The organism is Halomonas sediminis (genome assembly GCF_044871105.1).
GTDB lineage: Bacteria > Pseudomonadota > Gammaproteobacteria > Pseudomonadales > Halomonadaceae > Vreelandella > Vreelandella zhuhanensis.
Genome location: NZ_CP085246.1, coordinates 956,188 through 977,629 on the forward strand (window position 1 = coordinate 956,188; position 21,442 = coordinate 977,629).

Annotated in this window: 21 protein-coding genes and 2 pseudogenes; 16 read left to right on the forward strand and 7 right to left on the reverse strand. The window is 55.5% G+C overall.

The features are described from left to right. Positions 1 to 178: 178 nt before the first annotated feature. From aptA to LG290_RS04640, 3 genes and pseudogenes are all read left to right on the forward strand, one after another. Complete coding sequence (aptA, locus tag LG290_RS04630; RefSeq protein ID WP_499837026.1) at positions 179 to 1,459, forward strand: omega-aminotransferase AptA; 1,281 nt, start codon at positions 179 to 181, stop codon at positions 1,457 to 1,459. A gap of 397 nt (positions 1,460 to 1,856) precedes the next feature. Then, on the forward strand, positions 1,857 to 2,012 hold the full coding sequence (locus tag LG290_RS04635) for a cupin domain-containing protein (protein WP_499837027.1): 156 nt from the start codon (positions 1,857 to 1,859) through the stop codon (positions 2,010 to 2,012). A 333-nt stretch (positions 2,013 to 2,345) separates the two neighbouring features. Beyond that, positions 2,346 to 2,610, forward strand: a pseudogene (locus LG290_RS04640) (transposase); the annotation flags it as partial. 101 nt (positions 2,611 to 2,711) lie between these two features. On the opposite strand, the gene LG290_RS04645 reads toward LG290_RS04640, so the two are convergent. Continuing rightward, a complete protein-coding gene (locus LG290_RS04645; RefSeq protein WP_499836431.1) occupies positions 2,712 to 4,127 on the reverse strand; it encodes an amidase in 1,416 nt (471 codons plus the stop codon). A gap of 184 nt (positions 4,128 to 4,311) precedes the next feature. On the opposite strand from LG290_RS04645, the gene LG290_RS04650 reads away from it, so the two are divergent. The 10 genes and pseudogenes from LG290_RS04650 to LG290_RS04695 all read left to right on the forward strand — a co-directional run bounded on the left by LG290_RS04650 (position 4,312) and on the right by LG290_RS04695 (position 11,938). After that, complete coding sequence (locus LG290_RS04650) at positions 4,312 to 5,496, forward strand: ABC transporter substrate-binding protein (RefSeq protein ID WP_499836433.1); 1,185 nt, start codon at positions 4,312 to 4,314, stop codon at positions 5,494 to 5,496. A gap of 33 nt (positions 5,497 to 5,529) precedes the next feature. Then, complete coding sequence (locus LG290_RS04655; RefSeq protein ID WP_499836434.1) at positions 5,530 to 6,417, forward strand: branched-chain amino acid ABC transporter permease; 888 nt, start codon at positions 5,530 to 5,532, stop codon at positions 6,415 to 6,417. Continuing rightward, entirely contained in the window at positions 6,414 to 7,367 is a 954-nt protein-coding gene (locus tag LG290_RS04660; protein WP_499836435.1) for a branched-chain amino acid ABC transporter permease, read from the forward strand. The genes LG290_RS04655 and LG290_RS04660 overlap by 4 nt, the downstream gene beginning before the upstream one ends. Next, complete coding sequence (locus tag LG290_RS04665) at positions 7,345 to 8,061, forward strand: ABC transporter ATP-binding protein (protein ID WP_499836436.1); 717 nt, start codon at positions 7,345 to 7,347, stop codon at positions 8,059 to 8,061. The genes LG290_RS04660 and LG290_RS04665 overlap by 23 nt, the downstream gene beginning before the upstream one ends. Next, positions 8,061 to 8,786, forward strand: a complete 726-nt coding sequence (locus LG290_RS04670; RefSeq protein ID WP_499836437.1) for an ABC transporter ATP-binding protein — start codon at positions 8,061 to 8,063, stop codon at positions 8,784 to 8,786. The genes LG290_RS04665 and LG290_RS04670 overlap by 1 nt, the downstream gene beginning before the upstream one ends. Before the next feature lie 130 nt (positions 8,787 to 8,916). Continuing rightward, positions 8,917 to 9,111, forward strand: a pseudogene (locus LG290_RS04675) (IS30 family transposase); the annotation flags it as partial. A 157-nt stretch (positions 9,112 to 9,268) separates the two neighbouring features. Further along, entirely contained in the window at positions 9,269 to 9,871 is a 603-nt protein-coding gene (locus tag LG290_RS04680; RefSeq protein ID WP_499836438.1) for a DinB/UmuC family translesion DNA polymerase, read from the forward strand. Positions 9,872 to 9,899: 28 nt separating this feature from the next. Continuing rightward, positions 9,900 to 10,340: a DUF6884 domain-containing protein gene (locus tag LG290_RS04685; RefSeq protein WP_499836439.1), complete on the forward strand. Its 441-nt coding sequence runs from the start codon at positions 9,900 to 9,902 to the stop codon at positions 10,338 to 10,340. 40 nt (positions 10,341 to 10,380) lie between these two features. After that, positions 10,381 to 11,025 carry a GIY-YIG domain-containing protein gene (locus LG290_RS04690; RefSeq protein ID WP_499837028.1) on the forward strand — a complete coding sequence of 215 codons (645 nt, stop codon included), beginning with the start codon at positions 10,381 to 10,383 and terminating at the stop codon, positions 11,023 to 11,025. A gap of 451 nt (positions 11,026 to 11,476) precedes the next feature. Next, the gene (locus LG290_RS04695; RefSeq protein WP_499836440.1) at positions 11,477 to 11,938 is read left to right on the forward strand and encodes a hypothetical protein; all 462 of its coding nucleotides are present in this window, start codon (positions 11,477 to 11,479) and stop codon (positions 11,936 to 11,938) included. A gap of 746 nt (positions 11,939 to 12,684) precedes the next feature. Here LG290_RS04695 and LG290_RS04700 read toward each other — a convergent pair. Continuing rightward, the gene (locus LG290_RS04700; protein WP_499836441.1) at positions 12,685 to 13,257 is read right to left on the reverse strand and encodes an HdeD family acid-resistance protein; all 573 of its coding nucleotides are present in this window, start codon (positions 13,255 to 13,257) and stop codon (positions 12,685 to 12,687) included. 842 nt (positions 13,258 to 14,099) lie between these two features. On the opposite strand from LG290_RS04700, the gene LG290_RS04705 reads away from it, so the two are divergent. The 3 genes from LG290_RS04705 (at position 14,100) to LG290_RS04715 (ending at position 15,440) form a co-directional block, all read left to right on the forward strand. Then, positions 14,100 to 14,339 (forward strand): hypothetical protein, encoded by a 240-nt coding sequence (locus LG290_RS04705; protein ID WP_499836442.1) that lies wholly within the window; start codon positions 14,100 to 14,102, stop codon positions 14,337 to 14,339. 232 nt (positions 14,340 to 14,571) lie between these two features. Then, positions 14,572 to 14,958 (forward strand): phasin family protein, encoded by a 387-nt coding sequence (locus tag LG290_RS04710; RefSeq protein WP_499836443.1) that lies wholly within the window; start codon positions 14,572 to 14,574, stop codon positions 14,956 to 14,958. Positions 14,959 to 15,179: 221 nt separating this feature from the next. Then, positions 15,180 to 15,440 (forward strand): hypothetical protein, encoded by a 261-nt coding sequence (locus LG290_RS04715; RefSeq protein WP_499836444.1) that lies wholly within the window; start codon positions 15,180 to 15,182, stop codon positions 15,438 to 15,440. A gap of 147 nt (positions 15,441 to 15,587) precedes the next feature. Here LG290_RS04715 and LG290_RS04720 read toward each other — a convergent pair whose 3' ends face one another. From LG290_RS04720 to LG290_RS04740, 5 genes are all read right to left on the reverse strand, one after another. Continuing rightward, entirely contained in the window at positions 15,588 to 17,105 is a 1,518-nt protein-coding gene (locus LG290_RS04720) for a malonate--CoA ligase (RefSeq protein ID WP_160417209.1), read from the reverse strand. Next, on the reverse strand, positions 17,102 to 18,466 hold the full coding sequence (locus LG290_RS04725; RefSeq protein WP_499836445.1) for a malonyl-CoA decarboxylase: 1,365 nt from the start codon (positions 18,464 to 18,466) through the stop codon (positions 17,102 to 17,104). The genes LG290_RS04720 and LG290_RS04725 overlap by 4 nt, the downstream gene beginning before the upstream one ends. 16 nt (positions 18,467 to 18,482) lie before the next feature. Further along, a complete protein-coding gene (locus tag LG290_RS04730; RefSeq protein WP_499836446.1) occupies positions 18,483 to 19,817 on the reverse strand; it encodes a TRAP transporter large permease in 1,335 nt (444 codons plus the stop codon). Between the two features lie 2 nt (positions 19,818 to 19,819). Continuing rightward, entirely contained in the window at positions 19,820 to 20,338 is a 519-nt protein-coding gene (locus LG290_RS04735; RefSeq protein WP_499836447.1) for a TRAP transporter small permease subunit, read from the reverse strand. A 75-nt stretch (positions 20,339 to 20,413) separates the two neighbouring features. Continuing rightward, a complete protein-coding gene (locus LG290_RS04740; protein WP_499836448.1) occupies positions 20,414 to 21,415 on the reverse strand; it encodes a TRAP transporter substrate-binding protein in 1,002 nt (333 codons plus the stop codon). Positions 21,416 to 21,442 lie beyond the last annotated feature (27 nt).

The following is a 21,442-nucleotide window of genomic DNA, read 5'->3' on the forward strand; positions in this document are numbered from 1 at the left end:
TCTATATTTAATTTACCAAAGGACTGTTCCATGGTGTGTATACGTAAACACTGAACAACAATCCACATTAGGGGGCGGCATGAACAATCTGGCGACTCAATACGGTGCTGATAGCAGCAATAAAATTGCTAACTCTCAGTGTGCTGGGTTAAGTCCTGAGCAACTTGATGCTTACTGGATGCCCTATACAGGCAACCGTCAATTCAAGCAGGATCCGCGCATCATCACAAATGCAAAAGGCCATTACCTGACTGATGCCAACGGTCGCCAGGTCCTTGATGGCCTATCGGGACTTTGGACCTGCGGTGCTGGCCACTGCCGCCCTGAGATTGCAGAAGCGGTAAGCCGACAGCTCCGAGAATTGGATTATGCTCCATCCTTCCAATATGGCCATCCCAAGGCTTTTGAGCTGGCCCATCGTCTACGCGAATTGACACCGGCCGGTCTGGATCATGTCTTTTTCACAGGGTCAGGCTCCGAAAGTGCCGATACTTCCCTGAAAATTGCTCGTGCTTATTGGCGGAAAAAAGGCAAGCCAACCAAGACTAAGCTAATCGGACGCTCCAAGGGCTATCATGGTGTCAACTTCGGCGGGATTAGCGTGGGTGGTATCGGTGCCAACCGCACTCTGTTCGGCCAAGGGGTGGACGCCGATCATCTTCCGCATACCCTACTCAAAGAGAACGCCTTCACCCGAGGCATGCCGGAACATGGTGCCGAGCGTGCCGACGAGCTGCTTGAGCTAGTCGCCCTACACGATGCTTCCAATATTGCCGCAGTGATCATAGAGCCAATGTCGGGTTCGGCGGGGGTTATTCCGCCGCCTCGCGGCTATCTAAAGCGTCTTCGAGAAATCTGCGATCAACATGATATTTTGCTGATTTTCGACGAAGTTATTACTGGTTTCGGGCGCATGGGATCCATGACCGGCGCTGAAGAATTCGGGGTAGTGCCCGACATCATGAATGTAGCTAAGCAGCTAACCAACGGTGCCGTGCCCATGGGAGCGGTGATCGTACAGAGCGAGATTTATCAGACATTCATGGAGCAAGGCGGTCCAGATTATATGATGGAACTGCCTCACGGCTACACCTATTCGGGTCACCCAGTAGCCTGTGCTGCGGCCATGGCGACGCTGGATATTCTTGAGCAGGACAGCCTGATTGATCGGGTACGCTCAATAAGCCCGGTATTCGAGGATGCTTTGCACAGCCTCAAGGGTACACGTTATATCAGTGACATTCGTAACTATGGTCTGGCAGGTGCCTTGCAGATAGAGAGCTATCCTGGTGAGCCAGCTCGACGTCCATATGAGATTGCCATGAAGTGCTGGCAGAAAGGGTTCTACGTGCGCTATGGCGGCGACACGATCCAGCTTGGCTTGCCTTTCACAATAGCCGAAGACGAGATTGATCAGGTGATTAACGCTTTGGGCGATTCCATCAATGAACTCGGTTGATCCTTGCAAAAAAACTCTTGTCCTACGAGATCCTCACGATGAAAATTAACGGGACATTTGATTAATAGCGAAATCATCACGATAGACGAACGCACTCAAGACGTCGGAACAGGCCCAGTTCTGCCGGACATTTCGGCAGCACTTTGGTTACTCCGCCAGTGAGCTGCGTAGCTTACCGTCTGAGGCATCTCGTCTTAATGCTCGACGGAAATAGCCATCCTGAAGGACAACCTCCAATCACGCCATACCAACAAATAAGGGCGTTACCATGGGAAGACCACAAGCCAACAGCTATCTGCAAATTGATAACCATCAGGTCATTGTCACCCGCTGAGATTTTCCACCCGGTGCGGAAACCGGCTGGCATCGTCATGAGCATGATTACGTTATTGTCCCGATCATTGATGGCAAGATGTTGCTGGAAACGCCTGACGGTAATCGTGAAGTGATGCTGGAAGCAGGCGTTTGTTATAACCGCGTGGAAGGCACAGAGCATAATGTGATCAATAACGGCGAGACGGTTTTTTCGTTCGTGGAAGTTGAACTGAAATAAACAGGCCGCCGAGGTAACCGCGTGCAACAGGCCACACGGCACTCTTCCTTGTGGTTACTCGGGATAAGGGAGGAATGTATGACGATCACAATAAAAATGCCTGACGAGAGCAAGCACCAAGCGTGAAAATCTCTCTATCGTGGCTATGCGGCACTCTACAAGATACCGATTACAGACACGACATTGCACACCGTCTGGGGTTGGATTCAGTCCGGTACGTGTTTGCAGGGGCGCATCGTGATTGATGCCACGGTAAGGCTGTCAGGTTGGCAATATCGCCAACTGGGGTGAGGTGCCAAGCATTGATTGATGACTCGCCGCCTGGGTGGTGCACTGGTGGCTGAAAAGGGCTATGACGGCATGCGTATCCGTGAGCAGGTCAAGGCAAAGGGCATGAATGCGGTGATTCCACACAAACACAACTCGAAAAGAAAAAATGCCAATTTTGACAGAGGGTTATATCGCTATCGGTATCTCATAGAGAATGCCTTTTCTCGATTGAAACCGTATCGCGCCATAGCGACGCGTTACGATAAGCTCAACAGAAACTATGAAAGCATGGTGGCCTTGGCCTGCGGCTTTTTGGCTACCCATGTGAAACATCAACAGGCCTTAGTCAACATAGTAAGAAGTCCAGGCTCCTTACTATAGTTTGGCATCCGGCCACGGGGGTCAACTGAGCTGACAGTATCAATTTGCTCAACAAAGCGCATGGCCACGGAAAGGTTTGGGTTGTGAGGCTGGAGGCAAAAGAGCCTCCAGGGTGACGGCAATGGCTAACAACCTCGAATCGCTATTACCAATGCCATTTAATTGCAAGCCAAGTGGCAGCCCATCCGAATTTTTGCCCATGGGTAGGGTAACGGCACACCAATCGAAATAATTGGCAGGTTGGGTATTACGTGTCATACCCATCGCAGCCTGCATGGCCATGTCAGGATTCTCTAGATCCTTCAGTTTCTGTGGCGGCGCTTGGGTGGTAGGGCTAATGATCACATCGACTTTATCAAACAAAGACTTAGCTGCATCAATATGGCGGCGTCGTTCTTTCGCCAGTGTTAAGTAGTGGTGGGCCTTGATACCAATGCCCTTATCAATACGTGCACGGATAATGGGGTCTATGAGCTCTTTGTGATTCAGAAAGAACTCCTCGTCCAGCCAAGCCAGTAAGTGAGCGGGCATAGCGGCAGGGAAGTAGCGCTCGCGTCCATCAACATCTGGCACATAAATGGATATCTGCTTTGCGCTACTTGCTTCAAACACTGAAAGGGCATGCTCAAACGCGATTTTCATCTCAGAATTGACGCCATCAAGAAAGTAATTATCTGGCACGCCCAACGTCAGCTGGCCAGGTGTTATCGAAACCTGATGTGTGTGAGATAACGGGTTAATGCGGGCGTTCAACGCATCGAAGGCAATGGCGGCGTCCTGAGCAGTCCGGGTGAGCAGACCGATTGAGTCGGTATTAGGCTCTAGTGGAAAGGCGCCGTCAGTGGGCCATAGTCCTATGGTGGTCTTTAAACCGAACAAGCCGCACATAGCTGCCGGAACCCTAACGGATCCCCCTGTATCACTACCTATGGACAAGCCGCACAAACCTGATGCGAGCGCCACCCCAGCGCCTGAACTAGATCCCCCTGGTAGTCGATGCTGCTGGTCATCCCATGGATTCCAAGGTGTGCCACGAGACTCTGAATGCCCCGTTATTCCGAGCGCAAACTCTACCATTCGCGTAGTCCCCAGAATCACGCAACCTGACGATTTCAACGCACGAATAAAAGTTCCTTCTTGAGTTCCCAGCTTGCCCTGAATGGGAAGGTTGGAGCCAGCGTGTGGGGTTATTCCATTAACCACGAACAAGTCCTTAACCGACACCGGCAGCCCCATCAGTGGCCCCAAGTCGACCCCATTGGCCAACAGCGTATCCATGGCGCGTGCCGTAGCAAGAGCACGGCTAGCATCCACTGTTTCATAGGCGCAGAGCAATGGGTCCAATATATTAATGCGGGCTAAATACGCACTAACGGCTTGCTCCGAGGTGATTTTACCTAGGCGCAGTGCATCAGCAAATCCAGCGAGTCCCAGTGATGCCACGGGATCCTTGGGGATAGTCATGAATACTCCTTTTTCAATAATTAAGGGGCGACCTGGGCAAATGGCTTGAGTGAGGGCCGTACCGTTTATTTAATTGGCTTGCGAACGATTGCAACTTGATTTATACATAAATAGACATAAATAATCGAAAATTTTTAAAAAATCGACTTTAAATATTTTAACTATATTAACGGGAGATAAAACAATGAAAAAAATGATCGCTATCGCTTCAGTGGCACCTTGGCTATTGGCGGCACCTGTGGTGCTGGCCGATATCGAAGTTGGGGTCATTAACAGCCTGTCTGGCCCCTTCGCCGCCTTCGGTGAGCGCTATCACGCTGGGATGGAAGTAGCGTTGGAAGAAATCAACTCCGATGGCGGTGTTAGGGGTGAGCCTCTGGCGCTGTCCATACAGGATGATCGTTCGGAAGCTACCAGTGCGCTGGCTGCGATTGAGTCACTCAACCGTCAGGATGTTCCTCTTATCTTAGGCTCCTATGCATCCAGTATCACCGGCCCAATGGCACAGCTGATGACCCGCCAGGAGATTCCGCTCATCGTGCTTGGTAGTGCAGACAACAGTATTACCAAGCCAGGCTCACCCTGGGTGTTCCGTGCAAAACACAACTCCTCGATTGTGGCCGAGAGCTATTTCGACTATTTCGACTTCCTGCGTGAAGGTGACGATAGTCTTAATACTGTTGCCATGCTGTATGGCAATGGTGCCTGGCCTGAATCCTTGGCCGAGGAAGGCGCGCGCTTAGCAGGAGAGCGTGGCTATGAGATCGTGGGTGACCAGTCTTACGATCAAGGTACATTCGATTTCCGGCCCATACTCAACCGCTTCCGTTCCGAGGAACCCGACCTACTTTATGTGGTTGCCTACGCTGAAGATGGAGTAGCTATTGCGCGTCAGATGCGTGAGGTGAACCTCAATGCTAAGGCCGTAGCCATCGATACGGGTGCCGCCCTGCCCAGCTTCATCGATCAGGTAGGTGATCTTGCCGAGTATGTGGCCACTGTGGTGAGTTGGAGCAAGGATGTCCAATATGATGGCGTGGAAGACCTCTATGAGCGCCTCAAGGCCAAGACGGGTGAAGAGCCTACCTTTTACGAAGCTGAAGGCTACCTGGCACTCCGTGTGGCTGCCGATGCGCTTGAACGTGCCGAATCCCTTGAACGTAGTGACGTGAGGGATGCGCTAGCCAAGACCGACCTGGATACACCGGTCACTCATGTTGCCTTTGAAAGTTTTGACGGCTTCCAAGGGCAAAACCCGATTCGCAGCCTCGTATTACAGATTCAGGATGGTGAGCATGTCACCGTATTTCCGGCCGACCTAGCTGCTGAGGATGTTCGTTATCCAGCACCGGTGTGGAACGAACGCTGATCGGGACGCCTGCATGGCACAACTAGAGAGAACATGATGTTTGACTATGTATCTTTACTGCAGAACCTGTCCAATGGAGTGCTGATTGGTGGGGTTTATGCGTTGATTGGGGTAGGACTGACGCTGGTGTTTGGGGTGATGAAGATAATCAACTTCGCTCATGGAGACTTCGTTATTTTGGGCATGTATTGCGCTGTGTTGCTCAACTCTCTACTTGGCTGGGACCCTTACCTGTCTCTTCTTGTTGCCATGCCTTTTGGGTTTCTGGCCGGGGCGATGCTACAGCGGTTAGTACTCTCCCGATTGATGGAAGCACCGCCAGAAAGTTCGCTACTGGTCACACTTGGGTTAGCTCTGGTCATTGGCAATATACTGCTGCTGACCTTTGGTGCCGAACCCAAATCCGTCAACGTGTCATATGCCTCCAATACGGTAGCCCTAGGGAACATCAGCTTCTCGGTGATTCTACTTCTGGCTGGCCTAGCGACGATGGTAGTGATTGCCGGACTCTATACGGTACTCAACCATACTGAGCTGGGCCGGGCCATTCGGGCCACCGCTGACAATCGTCTAGGTGCTGAATTGGTTGGTATTAATACGCGCTGGATCGAAGCAGTAGTCTTCGGTATTGGCATGGCCTTGGCAGTTACGGCAGGCGTGGTGCTGATTCCGCTACTGTTTGCCACTCCGACTTTTACGGGCGCCATCTTCACGCTCAAGGCTTTTGTGGTCACCGTGCTAGGAGGGCTAGGGAACATTGGGGCTGCTATCGCTGGAGGATTATTGCTGGGGGTGGTGGAAGTGATGGGTGCGTCATACCTCACATCGGACTACCGAGATGCTTACGGACTGCTGGTGTTCTTATTGGTACTGCTGCTGCGACCTGAAGGCCTGTTCGGTAAAACGGTGAAACGCGTATGAAAAAGCATTACATCATTTTTGCTGGATTGGTTCTGGTGGGTATTCTCTATCCGCAGATGTTTCCCGGCTATCTATCGGTGGCTATTACTTTACTGTTATACGCTGGCTGGGCCACCGCCTGGGACATACTGGGTGGATGGGCCGGGCAGGTGAGCTTAGGGCATGCTAGCTTCGTAGGGCTCGGTGCCTATTTCGTAGCTGTTGGGACTGCACACCATGAGCTCGCCCCTTGGTGGACAATTCTAATGGCATTGGTCGCTGCCGCCATGCTGGCATACCTCTGGGGACGTCTGACCTTCAAGCTCAAGGGGCCATATTTCACGCTATCAACTATCGCCATCGCTGAGATCTTTCGACTGATTGCCATCAACGAAGGCTGGCTGACCGGCGGCGCTACCGGGGTCTTTATCATGACATTACCGGAGCCCTTCGGACTGGATCTGTTCTCCCGTCAGGCCAACTACTACCTAGCCTTGGCATTCGCGGCGCTAACGGTGCTGACAGTGATGCTCATATCGCGCAGCAAGTTCGGCTACCAGCTACGTGCCGTGCGGGAGGATGAAGATTCCGCCATGGCATCGGGCATAAACCCCACAGCCGTGAAGCTTAAAGCATTCATGCTCTCAGGCACCCTGACAGCACTTGGAGGGGGTATTTATGCGATCTTTCTCTCCTTTATCGAACCTCACATCATCTTCTACCTACTGCTATCGATACAAATAGCCTTAACGGCCATTATCGGTGGGCGCGGAACTATCTGGGGGCCTTGCGTAGGCGCGCTACTGGTCGTGGGCTCAGGTGAGATATTCCGTACTACGTTCGCAGAGGCCAATATGCTGATTTACGGGTTGTTGATTATGGTAGTGGTCATATTCATGCCCCGGGGAATTGTCGGTGAGCCGGCGCGTTATTTGATCAGGAGGGTTTATGCCAAGCGCGCTCAAGGCTGATGGTATCACCGTAACGTTCGGTGGCGTGGTGGCGGTGAATGATGTATCTCTGGAGGTTGAACAAGGCAAAATTCTTGGTTTGATCGGGCCGAACGGGGCAGGCAAGACTACGTTATTTAATGCCCTCACCGGCTTTGTTACACCTCAGGCAGGCCACATTTATTTGTATGGGAAGGAGGTCACTCATCTTCCGCCTTATAAGCGCACCCGTGCTGGCATTGGACGTACGTTTCAGACGGAAAGGCCCTTTGAGGAGCTCACATTGCTTGAGAACGTGCTGGTAGCGGCCTTCCTTAAGGAACCCAAACGCAAAAAAGCCGAACAATTGGCCATGGAAGTTCTGGAAAAAGTGGGGCTTGCTGATCGCTATGATCAACCGGCACTGGATCTGAACCTGGCTAGACGAAGACGTCTAGAATTGGCCAAAGCACTAGCTGTACAACCTAATGTCTTGTTTCTTGATGAGATGATGGCCGGTCTCAATCCACCAGCCCTGAAGGAAATGATCGGTTTTGTGCGTCGATTAGCTGATCAGAACCTGACCATCGTGATGGTGGAACACATCATGGAAGCCATCATTGAGCTATCGGATCATGTGGTCGTCATGGCAAACGGCAGTGTGATTACTGAGGGTTTACCACGTGATGTGATTGAAGATCCACGCGTCATTACCGCCTATCTGGGAGAAGATTGATGTCAGATCAAGCGGCTAATGTGCTAAATGTCCAGAACGTAGATCTTGGGTACGGTTCATTAAAGGTGGTTTTTGATGCCTCATTAACGGTCAACAGTGGTGAACTGGTGGGATTGATCGGCGGTAATGGCAGTGGTAAATCGACAATTCTTCGAGCGCTTTCAGGGATGATAAAACCCTGGAAAGGAACCATTCATTTTGATGGGCAAGAGGTCTCAGGGCGTAAGCCGTATGAGATGGCACGATTGGGGCTCGCTCATGTACCGATGGGTCGTCAGCTGTTCGGCAACATGACAGTACACGATAATCTGTTGCTAGGGGCCTCTCTACCTTCCGCGCGTGAGCGGCGGAACGTAAACCTGGAGAAAGTTCATACGCTGTTTCCTGATCTTAAAAAGTACGCGAGTGAAAAAGCTGCGCAACTTTCGGGAGGCCAGCAGCAGATGGTGGCGATTGCTCGCGCGTTGATGCTCGGCCCCAAGATGCTACTGCTGGATGAACCCAGCCTGGGTCTGTCGCCACTATTGGTCAAGGATGTGATGGCGGCGATACGCCGAGTAGCCGATACCGGCATGCCCATTTTGTTGGTTGAACAGAACGTTAAACAGGTACTACAGGTTAGTGATCGCGCTTATGTGCTGGAAAATGGTTATCAGGTTCTGGATGGCCCGTCTTACGAACTGCAGGATAACGAGATGATTAAGAAGGCCTATCTGGGTCTATGATAGTGATGAAAGGGGTTAACAGAGAGCTACGAGGGTCTCAATGATCAAGTGTAATACCTTACCCTTCAGGTACGGTATTGCCATGCCTCATTGCTATCGCCACCTTTCTGCTGAAGACTGAGCTGCCATCATGCTTTTGCGGGCTCACCACTCGATCCGTGCTATCCCGCGGCAACTGGGACGTGCACCTAGCTCAATCTCATGGGAACTGTTAGGCCATACGGTCAGGCCTGACATGGCGTATGACGCCAGTTTCGCTGGTTACCGAGCCCGACTGACCCGCTATCGGCCTCGCCAGCGCCCTAGGCTGCATCTTGATGGTGAGCGCAAAGCCGTTGCGCTTATTGCTTAAGTTCAGGAAGGAAACCGTAATCCCTATACAGGCGAAGCCGATCCCAAAGCAGGTACGCAAGCGCTTTTCCGTGGTGCAGGAACGGATTGTCTAGAAGCTACGAGGGCGACCCGCCATTCAGCTGGATGACATGAATGAGCCGAAACAACAAATCATGGTGTCGCGCTCATTCGGGCGGGTTGCCGGTAGCCCGCACGACCTGCGCGAAGCGTTGCGTCACCACGCCGCCAAGGCAGGGGAGAAGCTTCGCAAGCAGGGCAGCATTACCAGTGCCATCACGGTGTTTGTGCGAACCAACCCGTTTCGTACCGACCTTCCGCAGTACCATAACCGCGTAGTGATAACACTGGATCAGCCGACTGATGACAGTCGAAAATTCGTCGCCGCGGCAACCCAAGGACTCCGCCACCTGTGGCGCAAAGGTTACGCCTATCACAAGGCAGGTGTGATGCTGCTTGATCTCTCGCCCAGGGCAAACCGGCAGCTCACACTGACCCAGACGCCGCAGATAGAAGAGCAGGCAAGACGAAGTGATCGGTTGATGGCAACAGTGGACAAGCTCAACCGGGAATTGGGGAAAGGCACTGTACAGCTCGGCCTGTCACGCAAGCAAAATGCTTGGTTATTGCGCTGTGAGCGGAAGGCTCCGCGCTACACCACGCGGTGGGAGGAATTGCCAAGGGTGGGGCAGGAAGGAGCTGAGTGGATTATCGGCCGTTACCAGTTAAGCTGAAGTCGAAAACAACGGCTCAGGGGGCTGTATGCAACAGCGGATCGCACTGGTTAGCTGCGTAAAATCAAAGCAGAGCGTGCCGTCACGGGCACGTGATCTGTATACATCAGCCCTGTTTCGGGGATTGCGTGGGTACGCAGAGCATCAAGCCGATGAATGGTTCATTCTGTCAGCGCAATATGGCCTGGTGCATCCCGATCAAAAAATCGCGCCTTACGAAAAGACTCTGAACAAGATGAGGAAGAATGAGCGAGCTGCCTGGGCTGAAAAAGTCATGCATGAACTCACAGAAATTCTTCCCGAAAAGGCTGAGGTGATTTTTCTGGCAGGGGTTCGATATCGGGAAGGTCTTGTACCTCTGCTCAGAGATATGGGGCACACGGTCAGCGTGCCTCTTGAAGGGTTGTCGTTTGGTCGGCAACTCCAGCAGTTGAAGGAGTTGGAGGCGCGTGGCTATGGTGACCGATGATCTAGATCGTTTTTACCATCTTCTCGGACTTCTAGAGTCCATGCCGGGGCAGGGGCGTAGGCTGGCGGATTACGATGGGCGCTTTAGCTGGCCAACGCACGGTGTCTATTTTTTCCAGGAACCGGGAGAGTATCGTCGTAGACAATCCGATGTGCCACGCATTGTGCGGGTGGGAACGCACGCAGTGAGCGCGAACTCAAGGTCAACATTGTGGAGCAGGCTTCGCGCGCACCGTGGTAGCCGAAATGGTGGTGGAAACCATCGGGGTTCCATTTTTCGTCTTCACGTTGGGGCTGCGATGCTTCACCGAGAAGCAAAGGTGTTGGCTGAACTCTCCTCCTGGGGCACGGGATCGACCGCAACAAAGGCAGTCCGTGACGACGAGTCAGAGCATGAACGGCGGGTTTCAGAGTGGATTGGCAAGATGAAAGTGCTGTGGGTTGAGGTACCTGACGCCTCAGGGCCACATAGCATGCGAGCCTTCATCGAAAGGAATGCCATTGCACTGTTGTCAGATAGGTTAAGCCCCCTTGACTCTCCTAGTCAGTCTTGGTTAGGGAGACATAGCCCAAGAGACGAAATTCGCAGCAGTGGACTGTGGAATTTGAACCATGCGCAGGGTCAATATGAACCCAGATTTCTGAATGATTTTGAGCTTTTCGTCAAAAATACGTTGGCTGAGTAGCAGGTGTGTCTAGTAGCAAGGGGAAAGATAATGTCGGAGCGATGAGGAACTGGAGACGTGACTAGAGCGCTGGGAGAAGTTTTGCAGGGAAAACTCGCTGTAATCCCAGCGGATTGGGGGTTTCTGATAGCTGCCTGAGCTAGAGGTAAGTCGGCAATTACTTGCCGATACCAGCTGTTGAGATTGCTGTTTTTAAGCTAGGCGCTGCAGCGATGAGCTGAGCAGCAGGTGTTGGCTTCGGAACCTCTACTCTGCGGGTTTGTTCTTATCCTGCCAATACCCCTGTCATGAACGTCAATAACCTCTAGAGCGGTGCCTTGGGTCAATATACATCACCTGTGAATAGGAGGAGGGCGGTGCCATGCCGAGGAAAGCACGGCGTCAGCGTCAAGATACCTTTGATTTTTAGTATCTGTGGCTTACGGGGTACGACGTTCGGGTCGAGCTAGGAGTGAATCATCGTCTGAGGATGAACCCTCTATGGAGCGATCTCGATACGCGCGTGATGGAAGCCCGCAGCGAGCTGGAAGTGAGAGGAAAGGGCTTTTACCCCGAGGAGCGGAAAGGGGAGAAGCTCATACTCACGCTGATGGGAGACCCTTGCCCAGCTGATTTTGCCCATACTGTGGCTGACATTCAGCAACGCGACGCACATGGAGCACCACGATACCGTACGTACCGTGGCTACCCGGTACCAGTCTTCGAGTGCCCGAAAGGAGTGGCGAGACTGAGACGTGAGCGTCGCGCCGATGAATGGAACGCTTGGATGTACGCTCCCGAAAGTTATATCAATGATTGCTTGGTAATACTGCGCACCAAGGCAGCGCGGTACATTTATATCCACGAGCATATTGTTGAGAAGGAACGTTGGATCAACAGCTTCTCGATTCAGTCAAACGATCCCACGGAATAGCCCTCGACAAGCCAACATGCCGAGAAGTGCATTTCGGTTGCTTGCTGATGTATGCCGTATAGGGTTGAGTAGTGATGCCGAAGTTGGTAGTTCACGTAATATAATCCGCCCACTCCTGCATCATTGCCCGCCGCTTCTCGAATAGATCCCCGCGCCGGTAAGCTGCTTCCACCTTGTTCTCGATGGTGTGAGCCAGCGCCATTTCTGCCACGTCGCGGGGTAGCTGGCGATTTCACCGGTCCAGTCACGAAAGTTAGAGCGGAAGCCGTGCGGCACATATTCACCACGATTACCCCCCGACTCCATACCCCATACCACGCATCAACTGTAGCATCGCCATATTCGACAAGGGTTTACCAATCCGGGCACCTGGGAATACGTACAAATTACCCTGCACCTGTGGCAAGTTGGAAAGCAGTGACACTGCCTGAGTAGATAGTGGAATTCTATGCTCGCGGCGTGCTTTCATGCGCTCGGCTGGGATGGTTCAAGTGGCATCCTCGAGGTCGATTTCTGGCCAGTCCGTGCGCAGAACTTCCGAAGTTCGCGTTGCCGTCAGGATCAGGAACTGCAGCGCCTTGGAAGAAATGCTTGTATAGCCTTGGAGCTCGGCCATGAAGACAGCAACTTCATCGTAGGGGATAGCCGTGTGGTGGCTGACTCTCCTGCCTCTACCATGTGGTCCAAAGTGCCGCGGTTATTCTATGAATTCAGGAGCAGAGTTGCTGGCCTGGAGTGGCTTATTATCAAATCTTTTTAGCACTGGCGGCGAGTGCCAACATCCAGAATCCCGTGACGATGAAATCGACGCCTAACAGCACGCCAAGAACCCAGGGTAGCGCCTCAGTAAATAGCAGCAGAATGAGAAACCCGAGAGCCAATGACATCAAACCACTGAATAGAATCCATCCCCAGCCAATGGCCGGTCTGACTTGTAGCGCAAAAATGGTTTTGAGCCCCCCTGACAGGAGAAAAAAGAGCATCACGACTGTTGTCAGTGTCATCACACCTGCCCGTGGAAAAAAAACCATCAGCGCGCCTGCAATGATCGCAATCGCTGACAAGCCAATGCTTAGTAGGAATCCTCTCCAGCGTGGAATGGAAAATGACTGCAACATCTGGGCGATACCGGCTACGAACAATAAGAGACCGACGATGATATCGATGGACAGCGCCGCGACCCAAGGAAAGATCATCGCCGCGATGCCGAGTAGCAGAAAAACGATGCCTAAGCCCGTAAACCAGCCTCGGTGACGTTTGATATCCCTGATCAGTGTGTCTTGGATTCGGATTTCAAGCTTGTTCGTCGAATTAACCATGACGTCTTCCTTTTAATGCCGCGTCGATGTGAATGGGGATTGATAATCAGGAAATGGGCTCCAGTATCTGTATTTCAACTGGAAAGGTGTTTCCGAGCGTCAGAGCCAGCTTACAAAGGGCTAACTGCACGTTTCACAGGCAATCAGGCTCGTCTCGGTCAAGGGGAAGTGAAGTCACGAGCTTTCGCCTGCACAGCATCGCTCCTAGGTGAAAGATTTAGGATGGCCCCAGAAAGGTAAATTAGCCCTGAAAATAGTGGTATTAATGAGTGATTATAGAAGAGCTTTGACACATATGCAGAAGTGCTGAAAGATCGCTTTTGGCCCTGGCTATCCAGGAACAGCACGCTGAATACCTCGTGCTCGTAATCCTGCGAATCAGGATGTCGTTGCGGTAAGCGCGCTTGAAGTCGGTTGCGCCCAAAATTGGCTGTGGACCCACAGACATTGCACGGTTGGATTGCGCAAGCAACCCACCGAGGATCGTGAGCGTATGAATATTCAATCTGGAAGTCGGAAACTGCCTTTAAAAATTCACGATAGGCGCGAATCTTGAATTCCAGGGAGGTGAGGCGAGGCTTTTCTTGATCTGAGTCATTTCAGAGCGACTTTGAATTTTTGAGCACTGCTAACTTAACTTAGATCAATTCACTCCTAGTTTAGGGAAGTTACCTTGACGACATGGGGTGACGAGCAAGGATACGCTTGATATGGCCAGGAGGCCTTGCCCCATACCTGTTTCCATTGTCCTGTTTCCATTGTCCTGTTTTCTAGCCTGCCCGCAGGGCGATTTTTATTTCTAGCTCCTCTCAGCTATTTTCTCCCGACTCTAGGGAACGTTCATGATTGACCAATCCGTTCGCATTGACCTCGCTGATGGGACTTCCTGGTACTTTCCTTCGGATACCACGTTGAAGGAAAGGGCCGGCCTGGTGCTTTCACATATTCATGCCACGCTCAAAGATATTGAATTGAACTACGATAACGTCCGGCATATAACCGACGATCGACGGCGTCAGCTGCTCAAAAAACTTACCTATGAAATGGACTTTGCTACGGGACTGCTGGAAGAAGCAGCCTGATTCCTTTCTGTTTGTTCTCCTTGATTATCCACCTCAGTCAACCATCAGGCCGTTTCGGATGCTTCGGTGGCATCGCCAGTGACGTGTCGCCATGTCTCATCCGTTCGAAATGCCGCAGTTCTCACGTCCTGCCTTCGGAAATGTTGCACTGCACAAAAAACCCTGCTATTGTGCACTGCAACAGAGCGGGAATCTCCCGTTCCATCGCATTCAGAACCCGGAGGTTCTCATCATGACCAACGCATTTGACACCAAGCAGATCACCAATCAATTCGAATCCATGTTCTTCGGTCCGGCTCGCGCCTACGCCGAGCTTTCCGTGAACTACACCGAGAAGCTGGTCAACGCCCAGCAGGACGCTGTCAAGGCTTACTCCGAGACTAGCCTGACGCAGCTGCGCAACCTCATGAACGTCAAGGATGCCGAAGGCCTCCGCGAGTACATGGAAGGCCAGCAGCAAGTCGCCAAGGACCTGACCGAGCGCCTGAAGGGCGATGCCGAGAAGGTCGTGGCCCTGCAGCAGGACTTCGTCAAGGATAGCCAGAAGCTGACCGAAGAGAACGTCAAGCAGACCCAAAAGGCTGCTGAGAGCACCGCCAAGACCGCTAAATCTGCCTGATCCAGGCACCGGCATGGCCGGCGCACTGAAAGGGTAATATCAAGGGCCGCCGATCATCGATCGGCGGCCCTTTTATTGGTGAGCGCAAAGGGGTGAAAGCAAAGCGGTCTCAAGTTCCAAGTGCAGCGCTATTGAAGGTAAGCGCCGCTAAATCTGCCCACTTGACCTAAACATATTGAGCCACTTTTTTGCGACGGAGGCCATATACGTCAACAGTGGCCATGCATGGCTTGGCTTATGACGTGGCTCTGCACCAGGACTGTCTCGCTCAACAGCAAGGCGAGCGAGTGGAGGCTCTGGCCGAGGCGCCGGTGGCCTTCGGCTGCCGATTGCGTGAGATCATCCGTTTCGGTGACCAGCCCTTGGCCGGCAACCTGGTGCTTGCCGAGGTGGTCTCGATCCACGTCGACGACGCCGTCTGGAACGGTCGCCACGTCAGCGTCGAGGGCCTGCGCCCCCATCGGATGCATGGCGGGCAGTGACTATGTCCGCACCACCGACCTCTTCGCCTTGGAGCGGCCAGGCTGAGCGCGCAGCCGCTCAGTAGCCTGCCGGCGTTGGGTACCACCGGCGCCAGCCCCATTTCCTTGAGCATCCGGTAGGTGGGGCATGGGGAAAGCCTCGACGGTTCAGCGGTAGGTATCTTGGAACTGCTGGCGCAGCTGGTTCTTTTGCACCTTGCCCATGGTGTTGCGCGGCAGGCTGTCGACGAAAAAGACCCGCTTGGGCTGCTTGTACTTGGCGAGGCGGCCCTGCAGGAAGTCGAGCACTCGGGCCTCGTCCACTTGGGCATCTGCTCGCGGTACCACCACAGCGGTGACACACTCGCCTAAATCGGGGTGCGCCAGGCCAATTACCGCGGACTCCTCCACCTCGTCGAGCTCGTCGATCACCTGCTCAACCTCCTTGGGATAGACGTTGTAGCCTCCTGAGATGACCAAGTCCTTGTCGCGACCGACGATGTGCACATAGCCGTGCTCGTCGACAATCGCCAAGTCGCCGGTGACGAAGAAGCCGTCCTCAAGTAGCTCCTCGCGGGTCTTCTCGGGCATGCGCCAGTAACCGGTGAAGACGTTGGGGCCGCGCACCTCGAGCATGCCAATCTCGCCTTGGGGCAGCTCCTCATGGGTCTCACGGTCGGTGATGCGAACTTCTACTCCCGGAAGTGGCAGGCCCACGGTGCCGGCGCGACGTTCGCCATCGTAGGGGTTGGAGGTGTTCATGTTGGTCTCGGTCATGCCGTAGCGCTCGAGGATGGCGTGGCCGGTCTTCGCCTCGAAGGCCTGGTGGGTCTCGGTGGTGAGCGGGGCCGAGCCGGAGATGAACAAGCGCATGTTGGCGGTCGCCTCAGGGGTGAGGCGATCGTCGGCCACCAACCGAGTATAGAAGGTGGGCACTCCCATCATCACTGTGCCACGGGGAAGTTCCTCGAAGATCACCTCGACGTCGAACTTGGGCAGAAAGAGCATGCTGGCGCCCGCCATCAGGGTGACGTTGCAGGCCACGAAGAGGCCGTGGGTGTGGAATATCGGCAGCGCATGGATCAGCCGATCCGTCTCGGTGAAGCGCCACACCTCGGCCAGCGTCTCGGCGTTGGAGGCGAGGTTGCGATGGGTGAGCATAGCGCCCTTGGATCGCCCGGTGGTGCCAGACGTGTAGAGGATGGCCGCCAGGTCGTTGGCGTCGCGGGGCTCGATCGCCTCCCGAGGCTCAGCATGAGCGGCGGTCTCCATCAGGCTGCCGTCGGCATGGCTGCCCAGGGTCGCCACCTGGGGACAGCCGGTTTCGGCGGTAATGCGCTGGGCCTCGTCGAGACTACCCGGGCGGCAGACAAACAGCGCTGGCTCGGCGTCGCCGAGGAAGTAGCGAATCTCCTCCCCAGTGTAGCCGGTGTTGAGCGGCAGATAGACACCGCCCACCTGTAGGCAGGCGAGATAGAGCAAGACCGTTTCCGGGCTCTTGTCGACTTGCACCGCCACCCGGTCTCCCGGGGTTACCCCCAGCTCGGAGAGGGCAGCGGCTAGATGAGCGGTGGTCGCCAGCGCCTGAGCATAGGAGTAGCCGCGTGCCTCGCGGGTGGTGATGAAATCAGCGTCGCCGCGCTGTTGCATCCGGCGGGCGAAGGTAGCAAAGAGGTTATGGTTCATTTGACGGTGTCTCCCTTGAGCAGCTTGCGGGCCCTGCGACCCAAGTCGCGCACGCCTGAGGAACGGGCGATCGTGCCGTTGGTGGTGTATTGCTCGTGGTTGCGTTCGATCTCCTCGAGCACATAGAGGTAATTGACCATCAGTCCGGCGGACTGCTGCATGCCCTTGCGCGAGGTGTCGCCCAGCCAGTTGAGGCGATGTAACTCGGCACCGTTACCCAGGTGGAAGCGAGCAACGGGATTATGCGGTAACCCTTTGGCGTTCTTCTCGTGAAGCAGATAGTAAGCGGCCAGCGGCATGATAAGCTCGCGCAGCTTGGCTGAGCGCTCCGGATCATCGGGCCAACCAGGGTCGTCGAGCTGGGCCAGCAGCGCCCGTGCCTCGGGCTCCAGGGGGCTGTCGTCGCCACGATAGGCGCTCTCCAGCCACTGGCGGAAGCCGGGCACCGGCGACAGGGTGACGAAATATCTCAAACCGGGCAGTTCCTGCTTGAGCTCCTGCACGACCTGTTTAATCAGAAAGTTGCCAAAGGAGATGCCGCGAAGCCCCGTCTGGCAATTGCTGATGCCGAAGAAGGCGGCGGTGTCGGCGGCCTCGGCGTCCTCGATATCGTGGGTGTCGCTGTCGAGGATCGCCTGGATCTGGTCCGGCAACCCCTTGTGCAGCGCCACCTCGACGAAGATCAGCGGCTCGTCGCCGAGCGCTGGATGAAAGAAGCCAAAACAGCGGCGGTCGCGGGAATCCAGGCGTCGGCGCAGGTCGTCCCAGTCCTGGATCTCGTGAACCGCCTCGTAGCGGATGATCTTCTCCAGTATCGCTGCCGGGGTAGTATTCCAGTCGATGCGCTTGAGTACCAAAAAGCCACGGTTGAACCAGGAGCCGAACAGGTGGGCGAAGTCGGCATCCAGGGCCCTGAGTTCGGGATTGTCGCGCAGTAGCCCCAGCAGATCTTCGCGCATGCGCACCATCTCGTGGGTCCCGCCGCTGGTGAGGTTGAGGCGGCGCAGCAATTCCTGGCGACTGGGTTCGCAGGCATCGAACAGCACCTGGAGGTCGCGGTTGTCGCGCGAGTCCCGGTAGGCGGCGTAGGCCGTGTCGACGCGCTCGGGGTCGGCGGAGAACTCCACGGTCAGTCGCTCGAAGAAGCGCTGCTTCTCGGTGACGTCGAGCCGCGCATAGATAGCCAGGACGCGGCTGGCCAGAGCGATACTGGATGCCTCGCCGTCGCTGTTCAGAAGTGCGTGACACGCCTTGAGCAGGTGGGTGTGGTCGAAATGAATACGATCGTCGGTGCGTCGCCTGAGTAGGGCATCACGTCGGGTGATGCTGCTGAAGAGCTCCTGCAGGAAAGTTATGTTCATGTTCGAGTGTTCTCCTTCAGCCCATGAGTAGATTGGGTAGCCACAGCGCAATTTCCGGGAAGAGACACAGCAGCAAAATGGCCAGTACCATGCACAGCGCATAGGGCAGGCTGCCCATCAGCACGTCGCGCAGCGAGATGTCCGGCGCAATGCTGTTGATGATGAACAGGTTCAGCCCCACCGGTGGCGTTATCAGGCCGATCTCCAGGTTGATGGTCAGTATCACGGCGAACCAGTAGGGGTCGAAGTTGGCGGACAGGATGATCGGCATCAGGATCGGCGCGGTCATCACGATTACCGCCACGGGGGGCAGGAAGAAGCCGGCCACCAGCAGGAAGACGTTGACCACTCCCATCAGTACCCAGCGGTTGACCTCGAGGTCGGCGATGGCGCCAGCCACGGTCTGGGTGATGAACAGCGATGACAGGGCATAGGCGAACACCTCGGCGGCGGCGATGATCAGCATGATCATTACGCTTTCGCGTAGAGAGTCGCGCATGATCAGTTTGATGGGCTTCACCTGCCACATGCGATAGATGATGATCGCCAGCGCCAGACACAGGAAGGCACCCACGCCGGCCGCTTCCGAGGGCGTTGCCACACCGCCGTAAAGGGCGAAGAGAATACCGATCACCACGCCCAGAAAAGGCAGTACCCGCACCAAAGCCTTGAGATTGGCATCGACGTTCTCGCGGACTGTCTTCTTGATGCTTTCGGAGGCGATCTCCATGGGATTGCCGTAGCCGCCAGCCAGCTTGCAGGCGATCAGGGTCCAGACCATGAACAGCCCGGCGAGCATGAAGCCAGGGACCACGCCGGCGATGAACAGTCGTCCAATCGAGGTCTCGGTGGAGATGCCGTAGATGATCATGGTCACCGAAGGCGGGATCAGGATGCCTAGGGTGCCACCTGCGGCGATGCAGCCGGCGGCGACGCCGTCGGGATAGCCGCGCTTGCGCATCTCGGGGATGCCCATCTTGCCGATGGCCGCGCAAGTGGCGGGTGACGAGCCAGAAAGGGCGGCGAAGATCGAGCAGGCGCCGATGTTGGAGATCGCCAGTCCGCCGGGCAGCTTTCCCAGCCACAGGTCCAGCGAGCGATAAAGGTCGCGTCCGGTGGGCGATGATGCCACGGCCGCCCCCATCATGATGAACATGGGGATGGCGACGAAGCCGAACTCGGCAATGCGATCGAAGAAGGTCTCGCCGAAGTAGGTCAGTTCAGACACACCGCGGTCGGCGACTAGGGCGATCAGCGAAACGCCGCCTAAGGCGAAGGCGATGGGCGTACCGATGGCCATCAGTACGACTAGGCCGATGGCAACGGCGATGCCGGCAGTAACAGGATCCATGGTCAGACCTCCCCGCGCATGATTTCGGCAACGTACTGTAGCGTTAGCAATGTGCTGCCCACAGCCATGGGCAGCACCGCCGGCCACAGAGGAGGATTCCACACCGTGCCGGTGGTCCAGCCACCGTGCCAGGCCTCGGCAACATAGACCCAGGAGGCGTAGGCCAGGGCAGCGCAGAAGCCGAGCCCGACCAGCGAGGCGGCTAGTCGCATGAGGCGGCGCGGCAGACCCGAGAGGCTGTCGGGCAGCACAGTGACGGCGACATGGCCGCCGGTCATCAGGACATAGGGGCTACCCAACAGCATGGCGGCGGTCACGGAAAAGACCGTGAACTCGGTCTGCCAGCTGGTACTCTCGCCGAGGATGTAGCGCACGAACACCATCTGGCAGACGACCACTACCCCGGCGATGAACAGCACCGCGGCGAGATAGGCGGTGGCGCCGGAGAGCCTGTCCATCAGGCGTATATAGCCGCCGACGAGCCCGCCGGGCGTCGTGGCGTCAGTGTGGGAGTGTTCCATGAAGCCCTCCGATATAACGGGATGGCCGCCCTCGCAGGGCGGCCGGTCGGGTCCGAGTGGATCGCAACGTCGGCGTCATTCCACCGCGAGGGCGGCGTCGATAAGGGCTTGGCCGTTCTCGACATTATCGGCGAAGTTCTTGTAGGAACTCTGTTTGGCTATCTCCAGCCAGGCGTTGTAGTCCTCCTCGCTCATGCTGACCACCTCGACGCCGTTCTCCTCGAATACCTCGACCATCTGCTGGTCGATGGCTGCGGCCTCGGTGGCGAAGAATTCCTCGGCCTCCTGGCCGGCCGTTTTCAGGGCCTGTTGTTGCGCCTCGTCGAGCCCTTGCCAGACCTGCTCGGAGATCAGGACCGGCTCGTACATGAACCACAGGGCGTGCTCGCCGGGTTCGGTCAGGCAGTCCACCTGCTCGTAGAGGCGGTAGGAGATGAAGGACATGGAGGAGGTGTTGGCAGCATCTAGCACGCCGGTCTGCATGGCGGTGTAGATTTCGGAGGAGGGCATGGAGGCGATCGAGGCCCCGGCGGCTTCCAGCATCTGCTCGAAGGCGGGCCCGGCGGCGCGGAAGTTCTGGCCTTCCACGGTCTCCGGTGAGGTGATGCAGTTCTGGCTGGACGCGAAGGCCCCCGAGAGCCAGGCATCGGCCAGTACCCGGGCGCCGCCTTCCTGGATGACCTCCTTGATCATGTCCATGAACTCGGAGTCGTTGAGGCGCTGAGCGTGCTCATGGTTGCGTACCAGACCGGGCATCAGGGTGGCAGAGAACTCGGGATGGCGACCGCTGGCGTAGTCCAGCGGCAGTGCGGTGATGTCCAGGCGTCCGCGAACCAGCGCGCCCCACTGCTCCTTGGCCTTGAACAGCGATTGGCCGGGGTAGACCTCGATCTCCAGGCCGACATCGGCCTCGGCAACCTTGTCAGCCATCATCTGCACCATTTCGTCGCGCACGTCGCCCTGGCCGCCAGGGAACTGGTGGGAGGCTCGCAGCACGGTCTGAGCGGAGGCGGCACTACTGAAGGCGATGGCAGCCAAGGTCAAGGCAGCGATAGTGGGGGTGAGTGAACGTGTCATAGTATCTCTCCAGTGCATTGTTGTTGT

Excerpts from the sequence above, each read along its gene's own strand:
- aptA (WP_499837026.1), top strand. The coding sequence starts at position 179 with ATGCCCTATACAGGCAACCGTCAATTCAAGCAGGATCCGCGCATCATC.
- LG290_RS04645 (WP_499836431.1), bottom strand. The coding sequence starts at position 4,127 with ATGACTATCCCCAAGGATCCCGTGGCATCACTGGGACTCGCTGGATTT.
- LG290_RS04650 (WP_499836433.1), top strand. The coding sequence starts at position 4,312 with ATGAAAAAAATGATCGCTATCGCTTCAGTGGCACCTTGGCTATTGGCG.
- LG290_RS04655 (WP_499836434.1), top strand. The coding sequence starts at position 5,530 with ATGATGTTTGACTATGTATCTTTACTGCAGAACCTGTCCAATGGAGTG.
- LG290_RS04660 (WP_499836435.1), top strand. The coding sequence starts at position 6,414 with ATGAAAAAGCATTACATCATTTTTGCTGGATTGGTTCTGGTGGGTATT.
- LG290_RS04665 (WP_499836436.1), top strand. The coding sequence starts at position 7,345 with ATGCCAAGCGCGCTCAAGGCTGATGGTATCACCGTAACGTTCGGTGGC.
- LG290_RS04670 (WP_499836437.1), top strand. The coding sequence starts at position 8,061 with ATGTCAGATCAAGCGGCTAATGTGCTAAATGTCCAGAACGTAGATCTT.
- LG290_RS04680 (WP_499836438.1), top strand. The coding sequence starts at position 9,269 with ATGAATGAGCCGAAACAACAAATCATGGTGTCGCGCTCATTCGGGCGG.
- LG290_RS04685 (WP_499836439.1), top strand. The coding sequence starts at position 9,900 with ATGCAACAGCGGATCGCACTGGTTAGCTGCGTAAAATCAAAGCAGAGC.
- LG290_RS04690 (WP_499837028.1), top strand. The coding sequence starts at position 10,381 with ATGCCGGGGCAGGGGCGTAGGCTGGCGGATTACGATGGGCGCTTTAGC.
- LG290_RS04700 (WP_499836441.1), bottom strand. The coding sequence starts at position 13,257 with ATGGTTAATTCGACGAACAAGCTTGAAATCCGAATCCAAGACACACTG.
- LG290_RS04705 (WP_499836442.1), top strand. The coding sequence starts at position 14,100 with ATGATTGACCAATCCGTTCGCATTGACCTCGCTGATGGGACTTCCTGG.
- LG290_RS04710 (WP_499836443.1), top strand. The coding sequence starts at position 14,572 with ATGACCAACGCATTTGACACCAAGCAGATCACCAATCAATTCGAATCC.
- LG290_RS04715 (WP_499836444.1), top strand. The coding sequence starts at position 15,180 with ATGCATGGCTTGGCTTATGACGTGGCTCTGCACCAGGACTGTCTCGCT.
- LG290_RS04720 (WP_160417209.1), bottom strand. The coding sequence starts at position 17,105 with ATGAACCATAACCTCTTTGCTACCTTCGCCCGCCGGATGCAACAGCGC.
- LG290_RS04725 (WP_499836445.1), bottom strand. The coding sequence starts at position 18,466 with ATGAACATAACTTTCCTGCAGGAGCTCTTCAGCAGCATCACCCGACGT.
- LG290_RS04730 (WP_499836446.1), bottom strand. The coding sequence starts at position 19,817 with ATGGATCCTGTTACTGCCGGCATCGCCGTTGCCATCGGCCTAGTCGTA.
- LG290_RS04735 (WP_499836447.1), bottom strand. The coding sequence starts at position 20,338 with ATGGAACACTCCCACACTGACGCCACGACGCCCGGCGGGCTCGTCGGC.
- LG290_RS04740 (WP_499836448.1), bottom strand. The coding sequence starts at position 21,415 with ATGACACGTTCACTCACCCCCACTATCGCTGCCTTGACCTTGGCTGCC.